Origin of the sequence: Cryobacterium sp. 10S3, from assembly GCF_034344045.1 — a bacterium.
Classification (GTDB): Bacteria; Actinomycetota; Actinomycetes; order Actinomycetales; family Microbacteriaceae; genus Cryobacterium; species Cryobacterium glucosi.
The window spans coordinates 2,816,273-2,833,602 of record NZ_CP133773.1 but is presented as its reverse complement, the minus strand read 5'-3'; the positions used below and the strand labels follow the sequence as shown (position 1 = coordinate 2,833,602).

Sequence of the window (17,330 nt, the reverse complement as noted above, 5' to 3'; positions counted from 1 at the left end):
GTGTGGCCCAGGGCTAAAGGCGGGTCCGCTTGCCGGAACCCTCATTCGTGTCGACGACCCGGATCAACCCGGTGCGTACCGAGAGGACCGGCTCCGCCGTCGGGTTGGCGCCCACGGAGAGCGACTCGTCGAGCATCTCCTTGTTGAGCGACTGTTCGCCTTCCGCCTCGTCGATGTGGGTGGCGAGCGGTTTCTCGACGACGAACATCAGCAGCACCGCGGCGACCAGAACGAGCGGCACCATGAACAGGAAGATCGGGGCGAGTGCGTCGTCGTAGGCGTTGACGATGACCGTGCGGGCTGCTTCGGGCAGAGCAGCGACGAGCGCCGGAGTAAGCGAGTTGGTTCCGGTGCTGCCCGTGCCGCCGGCCGGCAGGTTCGCCGAAAGGATGTCGGTCAACCGAGAGACGAACAGGCTGCCGACGATCGCCGCGCCCAGGGACGAGCCGATCTGGCGGAAGAAGTTGTTCGAGCTCGTCGCGGTTCCGACGATGGACCGCGGGAACGAGTTCTGCACGACCAGGGTCAGGATCTGCATCGAGAGGCCGAGTCCGAAGCCCATCACGGCGAGGAAGGCGCACATGATCCAGATATAGGTGGTCGCTGTGAGGGTGGAGAGCAGGAACAGGCCGAGGGCGGTGACGAACATGCCGATGATCGGGATGACCTTGTACTTGCCGGTACGGGACACGATCTGGCCGGAACCGATCGACGAGATGAGCAGGGCACCCATCATCGGGATCATGAGCAGGCCGGCATCCGTGGCACCGACGCCGGTGACCATCTGCAGGTAGGTCGGCATGTAGGCCAGCGCCCCGAACATGGCGACACCGGTGATGAGGCCGGCCGAGGTGGTGAGGTTGAAGTTGCGGTTCTTGAACAGCTTCAGCGGGATGACGGGTTCTGCTGCCCGGTTCTGGATGAACACGAAGAGACCGGCGAGCACAACCGTCGCCACGATCAGGCCGATGATGACGGGCGAATCCCAGTCATAGGTATTGCCGCCCCAGGTCGTGAAGAGCACCAGGCTGGTCGCGGCGAGGGCGAGGACGATCATGCCCGCGTAGTCGATGCGGGGCTTGCTGTACTCGCGCTGGGGCAGCTTCAGGAAGAAGACGGCGGAGGCAATCGCGATGAGTCCGAGGGGGAGGTTCATCCAGAACGCCCAGCGCCAGCCGGGACCGTCGGTGAAGTAGCCGCCGAGCAACGGGCCCGCGACGCTTGAGACGGCGAAGACGGCGCCCATGATGCCGGAGTACTTGCCACGCTGGCGGGCGGGAACGACGTCGGCGATGATGGCGAGCGCGAGGATCATCAGCCCGCCGCCACCGAGGCCCTGAACGGCGCGGCCGGCGATGAGGGTGCCCATGGAGTCGGCGAGTCCGCCCATGACGCTGCCCACCAGGAAGATCGAGATCGCCCCGACGAACAGCCACTTGCGGCCGACGAGGTCACCGAGCTTGCCGTAGACGGGCATCACGATGGTCGAGGCGAGGATGTATGCGGTGGTGACCCAGAGCATGTGTTCGACGCCGTTGAGCTCGCCGACGATGGTCGGCAGCGCGGTGCTGAAAATGGTCTGGTCGAGCGACGACAGGAGCATCGCCACCATCAGGCCGGCGAAGACGAGCAGCACGCTGCGGGTCGACGGAACACCTGCCTCTTCTGCTTGCTTGGGTCGGGTGAGGACGGTCGTCATGTGAGTTTCTCCAGTACAGTTCTGAGCGTCGCGATGGCGCGCTCGTAGGTTTCTCGGGGGGCAGCGGATGCCGGTGGCCCGGTGGTCGGATCCGGATCGCTCGCCCATTTCTTCATGGTGATTCGCACGGTGGCGAGGGAGACGCCGAGGATGATGCGCGCCGCTTCGAGGTGCTCGGCCTCGCTCTGTTCTGCGAAGCGTGCGTCCTTCGCCAGCCAACCGGCGATGATCGCGCTGAGGCGGTCTTCGAGCTCGGCGACGCGCACCATCTGGCGGGTCATCAGCTGCGGGTATTTGCGGATGACGTCGCGCTTGAGGTCGGACTTGATTCCGCCGCCTGTGGCTTCGAACAGCGCGGTGATCAGATCGAACAGGGCGAGGAAGACATCCTCGTCGCATCCGCGCACTCTGTCGAGCTCGGCCGACACGGCGACCTCGTCAATGCCCAGGACGGCATCTTCCTTGGTCGGGAAGTAGTTGAAGAACGTGCGGGTGGACACGCCGGCCCGGTCGCTGATCATTTCGATGGTCGCGGCGTCGAGCCCGCGTTCGAGCGCGAGCTCTGCCGCCGCGATGTGGATGACCTCGGAAGTCCGCGCACGCTTGCGCTCGCGGAGCCCGAGGCCGGAAGAATTGTTCATGAATGCATTATTGCACGATGCGCAACACTGCGCGGTTGCATTATTGCGTGCAACGCAAAAAGTCACAGGAGTCTCGCAGGGTGTCGCACGCGGCGGAGACTGCCCACTGCGCCGGCACGTGTCGGTTCTACGCTGGAGGCATGCCTGAACTACTCTCGGCCGTCGCAGTGATCGGCGGGATCGCTGCCGTACTCGCGAGTCTGATCGCGCTCGCCGCCCGTGCGCGGCGACGCGGTGCTACGGGTGCGGGTGTTGCGGGAGCGATGGCCGCCTACGATGAGGCGTTCCACGGCACCGCGCACGACACCTACGTCGAGGTGCAGGCGCAGGCGGACCGTACGGTGCCGATTCCGGCGCCGGACGATCACTGACCTGCGGGCGCGCAGCATCCTTAGCCCCGGGGCAGACCTCGTAGTCTGGACAGTGACAAGGTGCCGAGCGAGAGGACGGGTATGCCCAGGATCACTGCTCCGACCGTTGCCGAGCACCGCGTTCGGCAGCGTGCTGCTCTCCTCCACGCAGCGAGGGAACTCCTGATCAACGGAGGAGTCAGTGCCGTCACTCCTGCAGCCGTTGGTGCCGCGGCCGGATTGTCTCGTCCCAGCGTCTACGAGTACTTCTCCTCCGGTGCGGACGTCCTGGTCGCCGTGATCGAGGATGCCTTCCCGCGGGCCAATGCGGAACTCCAATCGGCTTTGGACTCGGTCACGTCTGCGTCGGAACGGCTCGACGTCTACGTCCGGGTGACGTTGCGGTTGGCGGCGGAGGGCGTGCATCGGCCGGTGGCGGCGCTCGCCGCAGCCCAGCTGCCTGCAGAATGCCTGGCGCGCCTATCGGCGTTGCACCGCGAACAGGCGGCACCCTTCATCGAGGCACTGCGCGAGCTCGAGGTGCCTGAGCTCAACATCACGGCCCGTCTGCTCGGGGGCGTGCTCCAGGCGGCCATGGCCGCGATCGAATCGGGCGCCTCGCTGCCCGTGGTCACTGAGCGAACCCTGGTGTTCGTCCGGTCCGCGGTGGCGCCAGCTCTCTAGCCGCAGCAGGCTGCAGCTGAATCAGAGCTTCTGCGGGTAGATCGTCTCCCCGCGTTCGAGCATGGCGACGAACTTGGCGATGTTTGCAGCGCGGGTCGCGGGTCGCTTCACACCACTGATGCGGAAGAGAATGGCAAAGCGGTTCTGCGATGAGAGCCTCGAGAACAGGTCCGCGGCCAATGGGCTGGCGTCGAGGGCGGACTTGAGGTCATCGGGGACCGGACTGTCCTTCTGGCGGTAGGCGGCTTCCCATCGTCCGTCGGCCTGGGCGCGCTCGATTTCCGCGAACCCGGCCGGTCGCATTCGCCCGGCTTCGATCAGTTGTGCGACGAGGTCCCGGTTGCGCTGGGACCACATGCTCCGGGGTCTGCGCGGGGTGAAGGCGCGAAGAAAATAGTCATCGTCGTGGGTGCCGGCCTGTCCATCGATCCAGCCGAAGCACAGCGCCACAGTGAGTGCGTCGTCGTAGCCGATGCCCGGTTTGGAGGAGTTCTTCTTCACGAGCTGCAAGCGGATGCCGTCGTGGTCGACGTTCTCCTCGAGCCAGGCTTCCCAGTCCCGCACGGTGGCGAACAACAGGATGGGCTTGCCCGAGTTTTCCGCCATGGCTCCCATCGTAGAGATCACCCGGATCTCGCTGAATAGGATCGAGGGGTGATCGGACACATTGATGAGGTCGTCATCGACTGCAGGGACCCCAAGGCGCTCGCGACGTTCTGGGCGAGCGTGCTCGGCGGCGAACCACGCGGGCGGGACGCAGCCTGGTGGTACATCCTGCCTCCTGGCTGGACGCAACTGTCGTTCCAGAAAGTACCCGAGGCCAAGACCGTGAAGAACCGGCTGCATCTGGACGTGCGTGTCGACGATATTGCGGCGGCGACGGACCAGGCCGAACAGCTCGGAGCGCGCCGGATCGGTGAGGAGCATCACGATATCGCCGGATCGTTCCAGGTGCTGCAGGACCCCGAGGGCAACGAGTGGTGCGTGGTCAGACCGGCCGCCGCGCATGACTGAGTGGGAGCTCGACGGGGACGGCCCACTGTGTCCCGTGTGTGGCATCGAGATGCTCGCCGACGGCGTGGACACGGCTGAGGGTCTCGAGTCGTGCCATCGGTGTCCGCGGTGCAAGCTCGTCGTTGTCATTTAGCCGGAACGACGGGCCAGTGCCGTCGCGAGCGAGAACGAAATCGGTTCGCGGGGGGCTGATACGTTGACGACATGAACGAATTTTCCGTCGGCGACGAGATCGCGGCATTCGTTGCCGAGCGCGACTGGGCGCAGTTCCATACGCCGGAGAACCTCGCGAAGAGCATCTCCATCGAGGCGGCCGAGTTGCTGGAGTGCTTTCAGTGGGATGCCGAGGCGAGCCCCGAGCGCGTACGGGAGGAATTGGCCGATGTGCTGACCTATTGCCTCCTTCTTGCCGAGCGGATCGGCGCTGATCCGAACCAGATCATTCTCGACAAGCTCGCACTGACGCGGGAGAAGTATCCGGTGGACAAGTCGCGGGGGCTAAGCACGAAGTATGACGCCCTGTGAGACTAGACGCCTAGCTCTTTAGAACGGGGTGGAGTCGTCGGGGTCTTCGGGTGTGGGATCCAGGTTCCAGACATCCACGAACGGGACCGGTGGTTTCGGTTCGGGTTTCGGTTTCCGTGGTGGTCTCATATCGGCGGAGGGTTCGACGATGTAGCTGTACCCGGCGGGGGAGGTCCATTCGATGCGACCGTCGCCGAGGTGTTTCGGCGACCACCGGGTGTAGCTCTTCACCGCGTGGTGATACGGGCAGAGGTGGGCGAGGTTCATCGCGTCGGTCTCCCCGCCGTGCTGCCACTCCACACTGTGGTCCAGATCCGACCGTTTCGCGGAGCGCCGGCACCCGGGGAAGGTGCAGGTTTCATCCCGTACCTCGAGCCACTTTTTCAAATCGGCCGGTGGCTTGTAGGTGTCCCTGCCCATGGAGAGCACGACGCCGGTTTCGGGGTGGGTGAGCAGCCGGGTGAAGCTCGGCGCACCCGCCGCGAGACGCCGGGCGGTGTCGGGGTCGATCGGTCCGTACCCGGCGAGGTACCCGGGTTCCTCGCTCTTCCCCAGCAGGGTCAGCACGGGAACGGTCACGTTGACTTGCGCGGCCACCCCGGCACCGAGTCCGTCCGGGGTGACCCCACCGATCAGGACATCGGTGAGCACATCCGCCGCGATCTGCGTCAGGGTGCGTGACTCCTCCGGGCCCTGCAGGGTCAGCGCGACGTCGAGGGTGCGGTGGTAGGCAGCCTGCACCTTCTCCGCATCCCCGGTCAGATACAGCGACGCCATGCCGTCGTTGAGGGCCTGGAACACCACGTGCCGGTCCTCGACGCTTTTCTGGTGCCTCGCGGTGATGGTCTCCGGGTGGGTGCGTTCCCGCACCCTTCGGGCCCGGTCGGCGAGCTTCGCCACGGTCAGCACTTCCGCATCCGGGACAAGGACCTCCTCGAACACCGCACGCGCCCGGGCGGCCGCTTCCGGGTCATCGACCCGGATGCCCCAGGCCTGCTCCATGATCACCTGCGCGTGCCGGTAACTGATCACCCCGGAGGCCAGGGCCTCCCGGGTCACGGGGAGGTCCTCCGCGAGGGTGCGGCTGGCTTCAATCAGGGTCTCCGCCGTCCGGCGCGGGAGCCGCAGCAGAGCGCCGACCTCGCACGTGAACTCCTCTTTCGTGGCTTCTTCCGGAGACCACGGCGGGCGCGGCCCACCGGCGCGTTCTGCGGCCTCCGCACGGGCCCGCCCGACGTCGGCGAGCACCCGTTGGGCGGTGTAGATCGCGGCGGCCCGGCGAGCGGTGGCCTGATTGATTTCCCGGTCCGCGTCCCGGATCGCGTCATAGAAATCGGCGAGGGGCGGCTCCACAAGGCTCAGATGCCGGGGGTTCAGGTACGGGTCGGGAGGGGTCCCGGGCGGGGGTTCCGCCGTGCTGTCCAAGAGAACTGTTGAGGATTCTTCAGCTGTCATACCGGTCACTCTACGGAGGACCACCGACATTCCACCGGCATCCGCACGCCCACAAATCACCTGTGGATAACCCGGTCAGAAGCACTTTGTTGAGGAGGGGGCACCACAATCCGCCGCTACGGGTCGGCCTGGTCTGTGGCGAGCTCAGCGGATTCCAACGACATGAAACACAGGAGTCCGCGTTGTTCCCGTAGCGTGGGGCCATGGTGAACACGCGTCCCGACAAGCATGATCCACTGTCCTTGAAAGACTCGACACTGGCCGTGCATGCGGGCAATACGGTCGATGCGGGGTCGGGTGCGATCCGCACCCCGATCGTGATGGCGAACTCCTATGCATTGCCGGAGGACCCGTCGTCGGTGAGCTGGTCGGGCACGGACGTGCCGCTCTACACCCGGAACTCGGGAGTCAACCAACTGGGACTGCAGGCCAAGCTCGCTGCCCTGGACGGTGGCGAGGACGCCGTCGTGCTGGCGTCGGGTGTTGCGGCGCTTCACGCGGTGTTCTTCACGTATCTGCGCTCCGGGGATCACGTCGTGGTCGCCGATGTCAGCTACGAGGCGACGTGGCGGTTGTTCACGGAGCTGCTTCCCGACAAGTACGGAATCGAGGCCACGTTCGTCGATATCAGCGATCTGGCCGCGGTCGCTGCGGCGATTCGACCGAATACGCGACTCGTGCACACGGAGGCGATCGCCAATCCGACGACCCGGGTTGCCGACATCGAGGCCCTGGCGGCGATCGCCCATCGGGCGGGCGCGCTGCTCGTTGTGGACTCCACCTTCACTCCGCCTCCGTTCTATCGACCTCTCGCGGACGGCGCCGACCTGGTCGTCCATTCCCTGACGAAGTACATCAATGGGCACGGCGACGCGATGGGCGGCGCGGTGATCGGCTCCCGCGAGCTGATCCAGCGCATCAAAGCGGATGCGATGGTCGACGTGGGCGGAGTGATCTCGCCGTTCAACGCGTGGTTGATCACTCGCGGGTCGGTGACGCTGCCGCTTCGTCTCCGGCAGCATTTCGAGTCGGCCCAGTTGGTCGCCGAGTTCCTCGACTCCGACCCGCGGATCGCGTTCGTCGCTTTCCCCGGGCTCGCGAGCCACCCGCAGCATGAGCTCGCCGCGCGACAGTTCGCCGGTCGGGGCTATGGCGCGATGCTCGCGTTCGCCGTCGCGGGCGATCCGGAAACCCAGAACCGCTTCGTCTCCCAGCTCCGGGTGATCACCTCGGCCGTCTCGCTCGGTCATGACGAGTCGCTGATCGTTCATGTCGGCACGAGCGGACCGCGGGTCGCTGCGTACCCGGCGCCGTTCCGCGAGTTCGGGCATCTTCGATTCTCGGTCGGGCTCGAGGATCCTCTCGACCTGATCGCCGACCTGCGCGCGGCTCTCGACGCCACGTTCGCGTAGGCGTCACAGCCACGGCCACAGCCACGGTCGCAGCCGCAGCGAACGTCAGGCCCGGTTGCGCAACCGCGCGCGGCGGGCCTGACCGTCCTCCTGCAACTCCGCAATGGAACGCTGGGCCTTCAGGAAGTCCGTGAACGACTTGAAGCCGATCTTCTTCTCATCGAACCCGGGGTCGAGGCGCTTCATCTGCTGCTTGAGAGCGGATGCTGCCATCCAGCCGTCGACGTCGTCATTCGCCCGCCCGCGCAGGGCGCGCATGAGGAGTTTGCGGGCCTCCTTCGCGAGGTCCGGCGCCGGCGGCTCGACGGCCACTGTCGGAGTGGAGTGCGGAATGTCCTCGACGAGGTCCTCCCCGAGGTCCTCCCCGAGGTCTTCAACGAGGTCGTGGTAATACGAGAACTCGTCGCAGGCGTTCTTGAACGCCGCACTGGTCGAACCCTGCACACCGATCCCGATGACCGTGCGGCCCAGGCGCCGTGCGCTCTGGGCGAGCGGGATGTAGTCGGAGTCACCGGCGACGATCACAACGTGCGAGATGTCCTGCAGCCGGAAGAGGTCTTCAACAACATCGATCGCGAGGCGGATGTCCGCGCCGTTCTTGGTTCCCGAGGTGTTGAAAAGCTGCACGAGGTCGACCGCGCGGTCGACGAGCTGCTTCTGGTACCGGGTGTTCGCGGGTGCGGCCCAGTCCGCATAGGCGCGGCTGATTGCGACGGCTCCGAACGATGAAGCGAAGTCGAGTACTGCGCCGATGTTGACCGTGGCTTCCTGGAGCCGATCCGCGGTCTTGCCGGTGGCGGTGCGGGCCTTCTCTTTGATGAAGGCTCCACGACCATGCACATTGTCGTATTGGGAAATGATGATGTTGTCGAAATCGATGTAGACGGCGACACGTGTCTCGGACAGTTCAGCCATGCTTCAACGCTACCGCGCGGCGTCTTCACCGGTGGGAGCGTCTTCGCCGGTGAGGGCATCCCGGCAGGCGACGAGCTGAGCGAGAAGTCCAGCATGCTCCGCAGGGGACAGGGGGGACAGCATCCGTTTCTCGACACGGGCGACCGCCGCACTCGCGCCCCCCAGCACCGCGTGGCCGGCCGGGGTGAGGCGCGTCGGCCGCGCCCGGCCGTGTTCGGCGACATCGGCGCGCGCGACCAGACCGCGCTCCTGAAGACCGCGCAGTACCTCGTTCATCGATTGGCGCGTGACGAACGCCCCGCGGGCCAGATCGGCGTTCGATTGCTCCGGCTCGTGGCCGAGTAGCTCAAGCACCGAATACTGCGACACAGTCAGGCCCTGCGGGCGCAGAACCGCGTCCATCGAGGCGTGCAGGGCCGTCGCTGCCTGCTTGAGCAGATAACCCACCGACTCGGCCAGATCGCCGACCTTCTCCTCTTGACTCATGTCAGCATCCTGACACACAATAGTCATGTAAGGATCCTGACATGCGGGATTCGACGAGGAGAAGAAACCATGACTGTCACTGGACCCGATTTTCTCGCCCTGCAGGTGAGCGACCTCGAGCGGTCGGCGAACTTCTACGAGACGCTGCTCGGGCTGCGGCGCGCGCCCGTGAGCCCGCCCCACGCTGTTGTCTTCGCCACCGAGCCGATCGCCTTCGCTGTGCGGGAACCGATGCCGGGGTTCGACCTCGATGCCGTGCGCCCGTGGGCCGGTGCGGGAGTTGCGCTCTGGTTGCACGCCCATGACTCCCAGGCTGTGCACGACGTCCTGGTCGAAGCGGGAGTCCGGATCGTCAGCGCCCCTGCCCCCGGCCCGTTCGGTCTCACCTTCTCATTCAGTGACCCGGATGGCTACGTCGTCACCATTCACGACCAGGTCTGATGAGGAAGACGCCGGCCGGGGTCGCCAGACCTGTGCGACTGTATTGACCGGTATCCATTCGGAGTCGTCAGGCGGCGAAGGGGCCTCCGGGTCCGAAGGCGAGCCCGGCGAAGCGCTCGCCGATGCGGTGGTGCGTCGCGGCATCCGGGTGGAGGTGGTCGGGCAACGGATGCTCGGCGAAGTCCGCGGCGCCGTAGAGGTCGAGGCCGTCGAGGTAGTGCAGGTTCGGATCTGTGGCCGCCCGCTGCTGCGCGATACGCGCGAGCTCCGCCCGGATCGCCGTGAGCGTCAGCTTTCCGGCGGACGCTTCGGCCGGGTCCCCGGTGGCCACGAACTGCAGGCGACCGGAGGCCAGGGCGGCGAGGTCGAAGGCGCCGGGCCCGGGTGTGTCCTCGTGGATGGGGCAGAGGAGGGGCGAGACCAGCAGCAGCGGTGTTGTGGGGTGACCGTCGCGGATGGTGTCGAGGAAGCCGTTCACGGCTGGGGCGAAGGCGCGCAGGCGCATCAGGTCGAGATTGACCAGATTGATGCCGATCTTGACGCTGATCAGGTCGGCGGGGGTGTCGCGCATGGTGCGGGCGATGAAGGGGTCGAGCAGCGCGCTGCCGCCGAAGCCGAGGTTCACCAGATCGACATGGCCACTCGAAGCTGCAAGCGCCGGCCAGGTCTCGGTGGGATGGGCGGCGTTGGAGCCGTGGCTGATCGAGCTGCCGTGGTGCAGCCAGACCCGGTTGCCTGTCGCAGGCGCGGGTTCGATGGGCCGGTTGGAGCGGAGGGCGACGAGCTCGGTTCGTTCGTTGTGTGGGAGCCAGATCTCGATGTTCTTCAGGTGATCCGGCAGGCCGGTGAAGCGGAGGGTGCTGACGGGGCCGAGGTGGTTCGTGGTGGCGCCGGTGGCCATGTCCACGGTGACGGTGATGCCGGTCGTCGCGATGGCCTGACCGGCGAGCTTCCCGTCCACGAGGAGTTCGTACACGCCGATCGGGCGCGGCGGGGCGCCGAGGTAGACCAGCTTGGTGGGCAGTACGTCGAGTTCGAGGTCGGTTGCTCGGGTACTGAAGGCCAGCCGGACCCCGGAGGGCTGGGCTTCCATGGCGGCCAGCTGCGGGTCGGCGTATGCGCGAGCCCACGCGGGCAGGCGGTGCGGGAGCACGCCGTGGACGGTCTGTTCCAGATCGAGCGCGCCGCGGAGGAGGCCGGGGGTGATGGGCGTGGTGATCCAGTCGTGCTGGGAGGACATCTGTGAACTTTCTGATCGGGGATTTCCGAGGTGCGGGTGCGGGTGCCGGACGCGTGGCGTTCTGGCGTTATTCGGGCGCCGGCCAGGCGCGTAACAGGGCGTCGAGGGCGTCCAGGGTGCGAGTCCAGGACTCCTGGGAGTCGGGGGAACTGTTGCTGAAACCGCCCTCCAGCTCGAGGGTCGCAAAGCCATGGAAGACGCTGCCGAGCAGTCGGACGGCATGCGTCTGGTCCGGTTCCGTCAGGTCGTATCCGCGCAGGATTGCGCGGGTCATCGCGGAGTGGCGGACGCCGGCGCTGGCGATCGCGGTCTCCCGGTCGAGCCGGAAGTGCATGGCGGCGTAACGACCGGGATGTTCGCGGGCGTAGTCGCGGTAGACGTTGCCGAGCGCGACCAGGGCATCCTTGCCTGCCCGGCCGGCCACGGCATCCGCTGCCCGGTCAGCGAGTTCCTGCAGCGCGAGCAGGGCGATCCTGGTTTTGAGATCGTGCGAGTTGGTGACGTGGGAGTACAGGCTCGCGACCTTGACGTCGAAATGCCTGGCCAGTGCCGAGAGCGTGACCTGGTCGAATCCGACCTCGTCGGCGAGTTCAGCGCCCGCCTGGGTCAGGCGTTCCGCGGTCAGTCCTGCGCGTGCCATGAGAAGCTTTCCATTTTGCTAATGCTACATCAGTTTTGCCTAATGCATTTAGGTAGATTCGCGATGAGCGCCGCTGGGATAATTTCCCCATGAGCGACACGCGCAGAATCCGGTCGACGGGCGGGGCGACAGCCGGTCGAGCCGACATGGCCCTCTTCTGGGCCGGCCGCGTCGTGGCGACGCTCGGCGTGATCGTCACCGCCTGGGCGGCACTGTCGACCGGGTCGATGCTTGTGCACGGACATCCGGCCTACCTGGTCCTCCTCGTCCTCACCGTTGCCGTCAGCCTGACGGTTGCGCTGCGCTCCTGGCTCACGCGTACGGTCCGGCATCGCGGGCGCACGGGTGTCCGGGGTGTCCTCGTTGCGCTGTCGCTCGGAGTGATCGCGCTGGCCTGGTGGCTCGTGCCGTCATCGGCCGTTGAGCCGGCCCTGTCCGCCATGGACTCCGACACGAGCGTGACCGTGACCGAGACGGCCGACCAGATCGTGCTGCAGCCCACGGGGGCCGTGAGCGAGGTCGGGGTGTTCTTCCAGCCCGGCGCGCGGGTCGACGCTCGCGCATACGCGGCCGTGCTGCGCCCGCTCGCCGCGGCCGGGCACGTGGTCGTCATCCCCAAGCAGCCGTTCGGGATCGCGTTCCTCTCGACGGGAGCATTCGGGTCGGCGCGCGCCGCGCATCCGCCGGTCGAACGTTGGGTGGTCGGCGGCCACTCTCTCGGCGGGACGGTCGCGGCGATGGATGCCCAGTCTTTCGCCGGTGCGCCGACAGACCCGGTTGTCGGGTTGTTGTTCTTCGCCTCATATCCCGCGAACGACCTGAGCGGGCTGGGCGCCGGCGTGCTGTCGATCTCCGGTACGAACGACGGTCTGGCAACTCCGGACAAGATCAGCGCGTCGAAAGCGTCGCTGCCTGCGGATGCGCGATACCTCGTGATCGAGGGCGGCGTGCACGCGTTCTTCGGCGACTACGGGCCGCAGTCCGGGGACGGAGAGCCCTCCATCTCCCAGGATGCCGCGCGCGCCGAAATCTCGGCGGCGAGCGTCACGTTCGTGAACGCCTTCGACCACTAGGACGACGAAGGCCCGCCCGCACGTTTCTCGATGTTCGAGACGCGTGCGGGCGGGCCGGTGCGGAGCTGGCAGCGACTGTGCCGGCTAACCCACTGTGCCTGTTAACCCACGGTGTCAGCGGGCTCGTGGGTTTTCTTCGGCGCGCTGTCCTCGTTCTCGAGCAGGGCGGGCGGCAGCGCCTCCCCACGTCGTTCGTCGCTGTAGACCATGAGGGTCGAGCCGACGAGCGCCAGGACAATCGCGATCGTTCCGAAAATGGTCGGCAGCGTCTGGTAGACGACGAGCGACACCACGATAGTGAGAACGGGGGCGAGGGCGTTCGTCGTGGGCGCAACGATGGATGCCTTGCCTCGGCTCAGGGCCATGACGAGGAACAACGCGCCGACCGCATTGAGGAGCTGGGTGGCGGCGGTCAATGCGGGCGCCTGCCAGGGGACGTTGAGCGGGAGGCCGCCCATCGCCATGATCGCAAAGGGAGTGAGGATCAGGCCGCTGATGGCCATCCAGGCGAAGGTCGTCGCGTCGTTCACTCCGATGGTCGCCGCCTTCCGCATGAAGAAGGCCTGCACGCCCCACGCAATGCAGACGAAGATGGCGATAACCAGCCAAGGACCGGATGTGGCGTCCCCTGAGCCTCCGGCGACGCTGAAGAGAACGATGGCGGCCAGTGCCGCGACCAAGCCGATGACGGCGACCTTGGGCAGGCGCTCCCGGAGGAACGCCACGGCCATGAGAACGGTGATGGCCGGCGAAATGGAGATGATCGGGAAGATCAGGTATGCGGGACCGGACGACAGGGCGTTGAACAGGAGCAGCTGGCCGCCGGCCCCGGTCAGGCCGATGAGGAGACCGTACATGGCGGCCTTCGGGCGGCGGTCGAACTTCTGGCCGCGCAGCGCGAAGACTGCCGGGATGATCATCACGACGGCCCAGATCACGTAGACCATTTCATCCGGGTACCCGTAGAGGGTGATGGGGAGGGACGAGAATGCGCCCCAGACTCCCCAGAACAGCACCAATAGTGCTGCGTAAAATATCCAACTCTGCGTTTTCTTCACAATGATCTCCTCGTTGACATCTGTTACTTGCTTGGACTTACTCAGGGGGACGTGCTTGGTGGTGCGTGGTGCGTGGTGCGTGGTGCGTAGTGCGTAGTGCGTAGTGCGTAGTGCGTAGTGCGTAGTGCGTAGTGCGTAGTGCGTAGTGCGTAGTGCGTGGTGCGGGTGAGGTCAGTGGGACCGGAGTTGCGCCAGCGCGGCTTCGGACAGCGGGGTGCCCGCCTTCTTCGCGGCGTAGAGCGCTGCGCCGACGGCGGGGCCGAACAGCGGAGTGCGTAACTCGTATTTCGGCGGCAGTGCCGAAAGCGCCTCTTCGAATCCGCTGCGGACGGCGGCGGCCGTGAACATGCCTCCCGAATAGGACACGGGGACCGTGTCGTCGTCGCCGAAACCGAGCTCCGTGCGCGTCGTGTCGACGATCCTGGCCAGCTCGGCGCAGGCATCCGTGAGGATCTGCGCGGCGATGAGGTCGCCCTGGGCGGCGGCTTCGACGACGGTCTTGGAGAGGTCGGCGATCGCCCCTCGCTGTCCCTTCCACTGATTCACGACGACGTCGATCAGGTCGAGATCGCTGTTCACGTCGGCACGGGCCTTGACGACGTCGTAGAGGGGGCCGCGGGGGAGTCGGCCGTCGCTCATCCGGGTGAAGGCGTTGAGACCGCGGATCGCGATCCAGTATGCGGAGCCTTCGTCGCCGAAGAGCTCGCTCCAGCCGCCGACCCGGTGGCCATGGCCTGCACGTTCTCCGTAGGTCATCGAGCCGGTTCCGCTGATCACGTTGATCCCGTCGACGGCACCGAGGGATCCGGCCCAGCCGCACACCATGTCGTTGTCGCACGTGTAGCGGTCGTGCCCGAGCACCGCGCGGGGCACGGCGTTCAGTCGTTCGATATCAGAGCTGACCTCGCCGTATCCCGGGAGCCCGAAGAAGGCCTGGTCGATGTCCTTCGTCTCGATTCCGGCCTGGGCGGTGATCGTGTCGATGCCCTGGGTGAGGATTCGGCCGACGAGCTCGATGCCCTCGCTGAAGTAATAGCAACTCGGTGTCTGTGTTTCCGCGACGATGTGTCCGGAGTCGTTGAGGAGGACGAAGGCGGTTTTTGAGCCGCCGCCGTCAACCCCGAGGAAGAATGACATGGCTCTCAGCTCGCGTTCGTGAGGGTGCCCGCGGACGCGGACAGCGGGTGGATGTGCACGCCCTTGACGACGCGGTTGACGGTTCCGCCCGGGAACGGGTTGTCGGGGGTGGCGCCGAGCGTGAGGGAGAACGAGAGCCCCAGAAGCTGCGCGATGACGATGTAGCCGACGGCCAGGAACGCGTCATCCAGGCCCGCGAGGTCCGAGAGGATCCACGAATGGCCGTCGGCTGCCGGCAGTGGCAGGGAGGAGATCGCGACGACGCGTTCGGGGCTGAGCGCTGTGCGCAGTTCGGCGATGATGTCGAGGTCATACTCGCGGGTATAGGGGTCGGAAGACACGTAGACCAGGGCGAGCGTGGTCTCATCGAGGACGGCCTTGGGGCCGTGGCGGAAGCCGAGGGACGAGTCGTAGTAGGTGACAATCGCACCGGCCGTCAGTTCGAGGACCTTGAGGGCTGATTCGCGGGCGAGGCCGGTCAGTGGCCCGCTGCCGATGTAGACGATGCGTTCGTAGCCGGCCTCTGCCAGTGCGCGGATCTCGGGCTGGCGGCAGTCGATGATCTGCGTTGCGGCCGTGGAAAGGGCGGCAACGGCGTCGTCGTTCGCGCCGCCGAGGATCAGGAGACTTGACAGGAGCATCGACGTGAAGCTCGACGTCATTGCGAAGCCTTCGTCGTTGGAGCGACGCGGCATCAGCACGACCTTCGAGTGTGCGCGTCCCTGATGGTCCGTGAAGAGGTTCCCGTCTTCGTTGCAGGTCAGAATCAGGTGGCTGACGTCGGTGAGCACCTGGTCGGCGAGGACCGTTGCGGCGCTGCTCTCCGGGCTGTTGCCCGAGCGGGCGAAGGAGACGAGCAGGGTGGGAACGTCTTCGGCGAAGCTCTCCCGGGGATTCGAGACGATGTCCGTCGTGGCCACGGCGTCAACGCGGCGGCCGAGGAGTCGCGACAGTGCCGGTGCCGCGATGTCGCCGACGAAGGCGGATGTCCCTGCTCCCGTGAGAACGATGCGCAAGTCGGATTGGGAGAGGAGGGGTGCGAGGAAGGCATCGATGTCGGTGCGCTGGGCGGCGATGTTCGCCGAGGCCTCGCGCCAGACATCCGGTTGCTGGGCGATCTCGCGGACGGTGGCTTCAGACCCGGGGCCTGCGGCGTGGCCGATGGTCGCCGATGCGGCCGGGGTGGATGTGGCGGTGGGGTTAGACAAGGAGTGCTCCCTGGATGGTGGTGGTTGTTGTGGAACGGTCGCGGACCGTCGGGAAACAGGCGAAGGCGTATGGGCGCAGGGCGTCGCGGATCTTGTCCACGACGAGCGCGCGCGGTTCGGGAGCAAGGCTCCCGGCCCGTACCCTGGCGTATTGCTCGGGAAGGAACTGGCTGATGAGGGGAAGCGGAATCTGCAGGGCGGAGAGGTTGTCGTAGAGGCGGTTCTCGGCGGCTTCGATCTCCGGGTCCGGCCAGTAGTAACGCAGCCGGTCGCTGTAGCTGAACCGGCGGGCAAGGCGCTGCTGCTGGGCCGTGCCCTCGTAGTACCCCGCCCAATAGTCCGGACGGGCGAGCATCCGCCGTTCGATGACCTCGACGAGTGCGGAGCGATCCGCGACCGGCACGAGCTCGTCTTCGATCTTCGCGAGGGCGAAGAGGGCTTCCCGCATCGCGAACGTCAGTCCGGGTCCGACCTTGAGGATCGCCCAGTGGTCTTCGACGAGTTCGGCGAGCCGGCCCGTCTCCTGGTAGTCGGTGGAGTGGGCCTCGAACACCAGCCCCGGCTCGTCGTTCAGGACGGTCCGCAGCTGCACGGTCCCTTCGCGGTGGTAGTCGATGACCTGCAGGTGGTCGAATTCCACGGCGGGCTGCACGACGAGCGCGATGATGCGTGGCCAGATGTCGGTGAGGCCGACCTTCTCGAACGCGGCGCGGTGTCGGTCGAGGGTCGCTCGGGCCGCCACGGCGGATGTCGCAGTCAGGGTGCCGAGGGTCTCGTGCGCGCCTCCCGGTACCGGGACCTCTGTGCCGATCACGTACAGGATGTCGCTCGGGAGGCCGGCGCGCGTGGCTGTATCCTCGGCAACCCGCAACAGCCGTGCTGAGCGATCGGCCGCGAGGTCGTCGCCGGCCGGCACGGGATCCCCGGCGCAGGACATGCTGCAGTCCAGGTGGATCTTGGTATAGCCGGCTTCGACGTATGCCGTGACGAGGGCGTCGGCATTCGCCATGGCCTCGTCAGCGCTGAGGTTCTGCCATCGGTTGGGACCGAGGTGGTCGCCACCGAGGACAAGCCGGTCCCTGGCGAAGCCGACCCTGTCGGCGATCGAGTAGACCAGATCGCGGAAGTCGGCCGGACGCATGCCGGTGTACCCGCCGAACTGGTCGACCTGGTTGGATGTGGCCTCGATGAGAACGTAGGTTCCGTCGGCATCCGCCTGGCGGATGGCAGCCTCGAGCACGGTCGGGTGCGCCGAGCATACTGAATAGATTCCGACGGTTTCACCCGCCTTATGCCGACGTACCGTGTTCCAGAGTTGATTAACCATTGTGCTCCTTTGCAGTCCCACGGGC

19 protein-coding genes are annotated in these 17,330 nt (G+C 66.4%); 7 read left to right on the top strand and 12 right to left on the bottom strand.

Annotated features, from left to right (window positions below; translation table 11 throughout):
- Positions 1–13: 13 nt before the first annotated feature.
- Positions 14–1,699 carry an MDR family MFS transporter gene (locus tag RHM57_RS13140; RefSeq protein WP_322188292.1) on the bottom strand — a complete coding sequence of 562 codons (1,686 nt, stop codon included), beginning with the start codon at positions 1,697–1,699 and terminating at the stop codon, positions 14–16.
- On the bottom strand, positions 1,696–2,340 hold the full coding sequence (locus RHM57_RS13135) for a TetR/AcrR family transcriptional regulator (RefSeq protein WP_322135215.1): 645 nt from the start codon (positions 2,338–2,340) through the stop codon (positions 1,696–1,698). Before RHM57_RS13135 ends, RHM57_RS13140 begins: the two co-directional genes overlap by 4 nt.
- A 140-nt stretch (positions 2,341–2,480) precedes the next feature.
- Here RHM57_RS13135 and RHM57_RS13130 point away from each other — a divergent pair, with 140 nt between their 5' ends.
- Together RHM57_RS13130 and RHM57_RS13125 are read left to right on the top strand one after the other, a co-directional pair.
- Positions 2,481–2,711, top strand: coding sequence for a hypothetical protein (locus tag RHM57_RS13130; RefSeq protein WP_322135216.1), 231 nt, complete (start codon positions 2,481–2,483; stop codon positions 2,709–2,711).
- Positions 2,712–2,792: 81 nt separating this feature from the next.
- Positions 2,793–3,374 carry a helix-turn-helix domain-containing protein gene (locus tag RHM57_RS13125; protein ID WP_322135217.1) on the top strand — a complete coding sequence of 194 codons (582 nt, stop codon included), beginning with the start codon at positions 2,793–2,795 and terminating at the stop codon, positions 3,372–3,374.
- Positions 3,375–3,395: 21 nt separating this feature from the next.
- On the opposite strand, the gene RHM57_RS13120 is transcribed toward RHM57_RS13125, so the two are convergent.
- Positions 3,396–3,980 (bottom strand): YdeI/OmpD-associated family protein, encoded by a 585-nt coding sequence (locus tag RHM57_RS13120; protein WP_322135218.1) that lies wholly within the window; start codon positions 3,978–3,980, stop codon positions 3,396–3,398.
- 48 nt (positions 3,981–4,028) lie between these two features.
- Here RHM57_RS13120 and RHM57_RS13115 point away from each other — a divergent pair, with 48 nt between their 5' ends.
- Entirely contained in the window at positions 4,029–4,388 is a 360-nt protein-coding gene (locus tag RHM57_RS13115; RefSeq protein ID WP_134561577.1) for a VOC family protein, read from the top strand.
- 204 nt (positions 4,389–4,592) lie between these two features.
- Complete coding sequence (locus RHM57_RS13110; RefSeq protein WP_322135220.1) at positions 4,593–4,913, top strand: nucleotide pyrophosphohydrolase; 321 nt, start codon at positions 4,593–4,595, stop codon at positions 4,911–4,913.
- An 18-nt stretch (positions 4,914–4,931) separates the two neighbouring features.
- Here the strand turns inward: RHM57_RS13110 and RHM57_RS13105 are convergent, their stop codons facing one another.
- The gene (locus RHM57_RS13105) at positions 4,932–6,368 is read right to left on the bottom strand and encodes an HNH endonuclease signature motif containing protein (protein WP_322188290.1); all 1,437 of its coding nucleotides are present in this window, start codon (positions 6,366–6,368) and stop codon (positions 4,932–4,934) included.
- 203 nt (positions 6,369–6,571) lie between these two features.
- Between RHM57_RS13105 and RHM57_RS13100 the strand changes: the two genes are divergently transcribed.
- Positions 6,572–7,780: an aminotransferase class I/II-fold pyridoxal phosphate-dependent enzyme gene (locus tag RHM57_RS13100; RefSeq protein ID WP_322135222.1), complete on the top strand. Its 1,209-nt coding sequence runs from the start codon at positions 6,572–6,574 to the stop codon at positions 7,778–7,780.
- Between the two features lie 45 nt (positions 7,781–7,825).
- Here the strand turns inward: RHM57_RS13100 and RHM57_RS13095 are convergent, their stop codons facing one another.
- Positions 7,826–8,695, bottom strand: a complete 870-nt coding sequence (locus tag RHM57_RS13095; protein WP_134445757.1) for an NYN domain-containing protein — start codon at positions 8,693–8,695, stop codon at positions 7,826–7,828.
- A gap of 9 nt (positions 8,696–8,704) precedes the next feature.
- On the bottom strand, positions 8,705–9,181 hold the full coding sequence (locus RHM57_RS13090; RefSeq protein WP_322140957.1) for a MarR family winged helix-turn-helix transcriptional regulator: 477 nt from the start codon (positions 9,179–9,181) through the stop codon (positions 8,705–8,707).
- Positions 9,182–9,250: 69 nt separating this feature from the next.
- Here RHM57_RS13090 and RHM57_RS13085 point away from each other — a divergent pair, with 69 nt between their 5' ends.
- Positions 9,251–9,622: a VOC family protein gene (locus RHM57_RS13085; protein WP_322135223.1), complete on the top strand. Its 372-nt coding sequence runs from the start codon at positions 9,251–9,253 to the stop codon at positions 9,620–9,622.
- 67 nt (positions 9,623–9,689) lie between these two features.
- Here RHM57_RS13085 and RHM57_RS13080 read toward each other — a convergent pair whose 3' ends face one another.
- On the bottom strand, positions 9,690–10,862 hold the full coding sequence (locus RHM57_RS13080; RefSeq protein WP_322140956.1) for a GDSL-type esterase/lipase family protein: 1,173 nt from the start codon (positions 10,860–10,862) through the stop codon (positions 9,690–9,692).
- A gap of 67 nt (positions 10,863–10,929) precedes the next feature.
- On the bottom strand, positions 10,930–11,502 hold the full coding sequence (locus RHM57_RS13075) for a TetR/AcrR family transcriptional regulator (protein WP_134445753.1): 573 nt from the start codon (positions 11,500–11,502) through the stop codon (positions 10,930–10,932).
- Between the two features lie 89 nt (positions 11,503–11,591).
- Between RHM57_RS13075 and RHM57_RS13070 the strand changes: the two genes are divergently transcribed.
- Positions 11,592–12,575 (top strand): alpha/beta hydrolase, encoded by a 984-nt coding sequence (locus RHM57_RS13070; protein ID WP_322135226.1) that lies wholly within the window; start codon positions 11,592–11,594, stop codon positions 12,573–12,575.
- A gap of 101 nt (positions 12,576–12,676) precedes the next feature.
- Here the strand turns inward: RHM57_RS13070 and RHM57_RS13065 are convergent, their stop codons facing one another.
- The 4 genes from RHM57_RS13065 to RHM57_RS13050 form a co-directional block, all read right to left on the bottom strand.
- Positions 12,677–13,633: a DMT family transporter gene (locus RHM57_RS13065; protein WP_322135227.1), complete on the bottom strand. Its 957-nt coding sequence runs from the start codon at positions 13,631–13,633 to the stop codon at positions 12,677–12,679.
- Positions 13,634–13,804: 171 nt separating this feature from the next.
- On the bottom strand, positions 13,805–14,770 hold the full coding sequence (locus tag RHM57_RS13060; protein WP_134561567.1) for an N-acetylglucosamine kinase: 966 nt from the start codon (positions 14,768–14,770) through the stop codon (positions 13,805–13,807).
- A gap of 5 nt (positions 14,771–14,775) precedes the next feature.
- Entirely contained in the window at positions 14,776–15,978 is a 1,203-nt protein-coding gene (locus RHM57_RS13055) for an SIS domain-containing protein (protein ID WP_198413447.1), read from the bottom strand.
- Entirely contained in the window at positions 15,971–17,305 is a 1,335-nt protein-coding gene (locus tag RHM57_RS13050) for a D-tagatose-bisphosphate aldolase, class II, non-catalytic subunit (protein WP_322135228.1), read from the bottom strand. Before RHM57_RS13050 ends, RHM57_RS13055 begins: the two co-directional genes overlap by 8 nt.
- Between the last annotated feature and the right edge of the window lie 25 nt (positions 17,306–17,330).

Excerpts from the sequence above, each read along its gene's own strand:
- RHM57_RS13100 (WP_322135222.1), top strand. The coding sequence starts at position 6,572 with ATGGTGAACACGCGTCCCGACAAGCATGATCCACTGTCCTTGAAAGAC.
- RHM57_RS13125 (WP_322135217.1), top strand. The coding sequence starts at position 2,793 with ATGCCCAGGATCACTGCTCCGACCGTTGCCGAGCACCGCGTTCGGCAG.
- RHM57_RS13060 (WP_134561567.1), bottom strand. The coding sequence starts at position 14,770 with ATGTCATTCTTCCTCGGGGTTGACGGCGGCGGCTCAAAAACCGCCTTC.
- RHM57_RS13090 (WP_322140957.1), bottom strand. The coding sequence starts at position 9,181 with ATGAGTCAAGAGGAGAAGGTCGGCGATCTGGCCGAGTCGGTGGGTTAT.
- RHM57_RS13110 (WP_322135220.1), top strand. The coding sequence starts at position 4,593 with ATGAACGAATTTTCCGTCGGCGACGAGATCGCGGCATTCGTTGCCGAG.
- RHM57_RS13070 (WP_322135226.1), top strand. The coding sequence starts at position 11,592 with ATGAGCGACACGCGCAGAATCCGGTCGACGGGCGGGGCGACAGCCGGT.
- RHM57_RS13075 (WP_134445753.1), bottom strand. The coding sequence starts at position 11,502 with ATGGCACGCGCAGGACTGACCGCGGAACGCCTGACCCAGGCGGGCGCT.
- RHM57_RS13120 (WP_322135218.1), bottom strand. The coding sequence starts at position 3,980 with ATGGCGGAAAACTCGGGCAAGCCCATCCTGTTGTTCGCCACCGTGCGG.
- RHM57_RS13095 (WP_134445757.1), bottom strand. The coding sequence starts at position 8,695 with ATGGCTGAACTGTCCGAGACACGTGTCGCCGTCTACATCGATTTCGAC.
- RHM57_RS13085 (WP_322135223.1), top strand. The coding sequence starts at position 9,251 with ATGACTGTCACTGGACCCGATTTTCTCGCCCTGCAGGTGAGCGACCTC.
- RHM57_RS13050 (WP_322135228.1), bottom strand. The coding sequence starts at position 17,305 with ATGGTTAATCAACTCTGGAACACGGTACGTCGGCATAAGGCGGGTGAA.
- RHM57_RS13130 (WP_322135216.1), top strand. The coding sequence starts at position 2,481 with ATGCCTGAACTACTCTCGGCCGTCGCAGTGATCGGCGGGATCGCTGCC.
- RHM57_RS13135 (WP_322135215.1), bottom strand. The coding sequence starts at position 2,340 with ATGAACAATTCTTCCGGCCTCGGGCTCCGCGAGCGCAAGCGTGCGCGG.
- RHM57_RS13080 (WP_322140956.1), bottom strand. The coding sequence starts at position 10,862 with ATGTCCTCCCAGCACGACTGGATCACCACGCCCATCACCCCCGGCCTC.
- RHM57_RS13105 (WP_322188290.1), bottom strand. The coding sequence starts at position 6,368 with ATGACAGCTGAAGAATCCTCAACAGTTCTCTTGGACAGCACGGCGGAA.
- RHM57_RS13140 (WP_322188292.1), bottom strand. The coding sequence starts at position 1,699 with ATGACGACCGTCCTCACCCGACCCAAGCAAGCAGAAGAGGCAGGTGTT.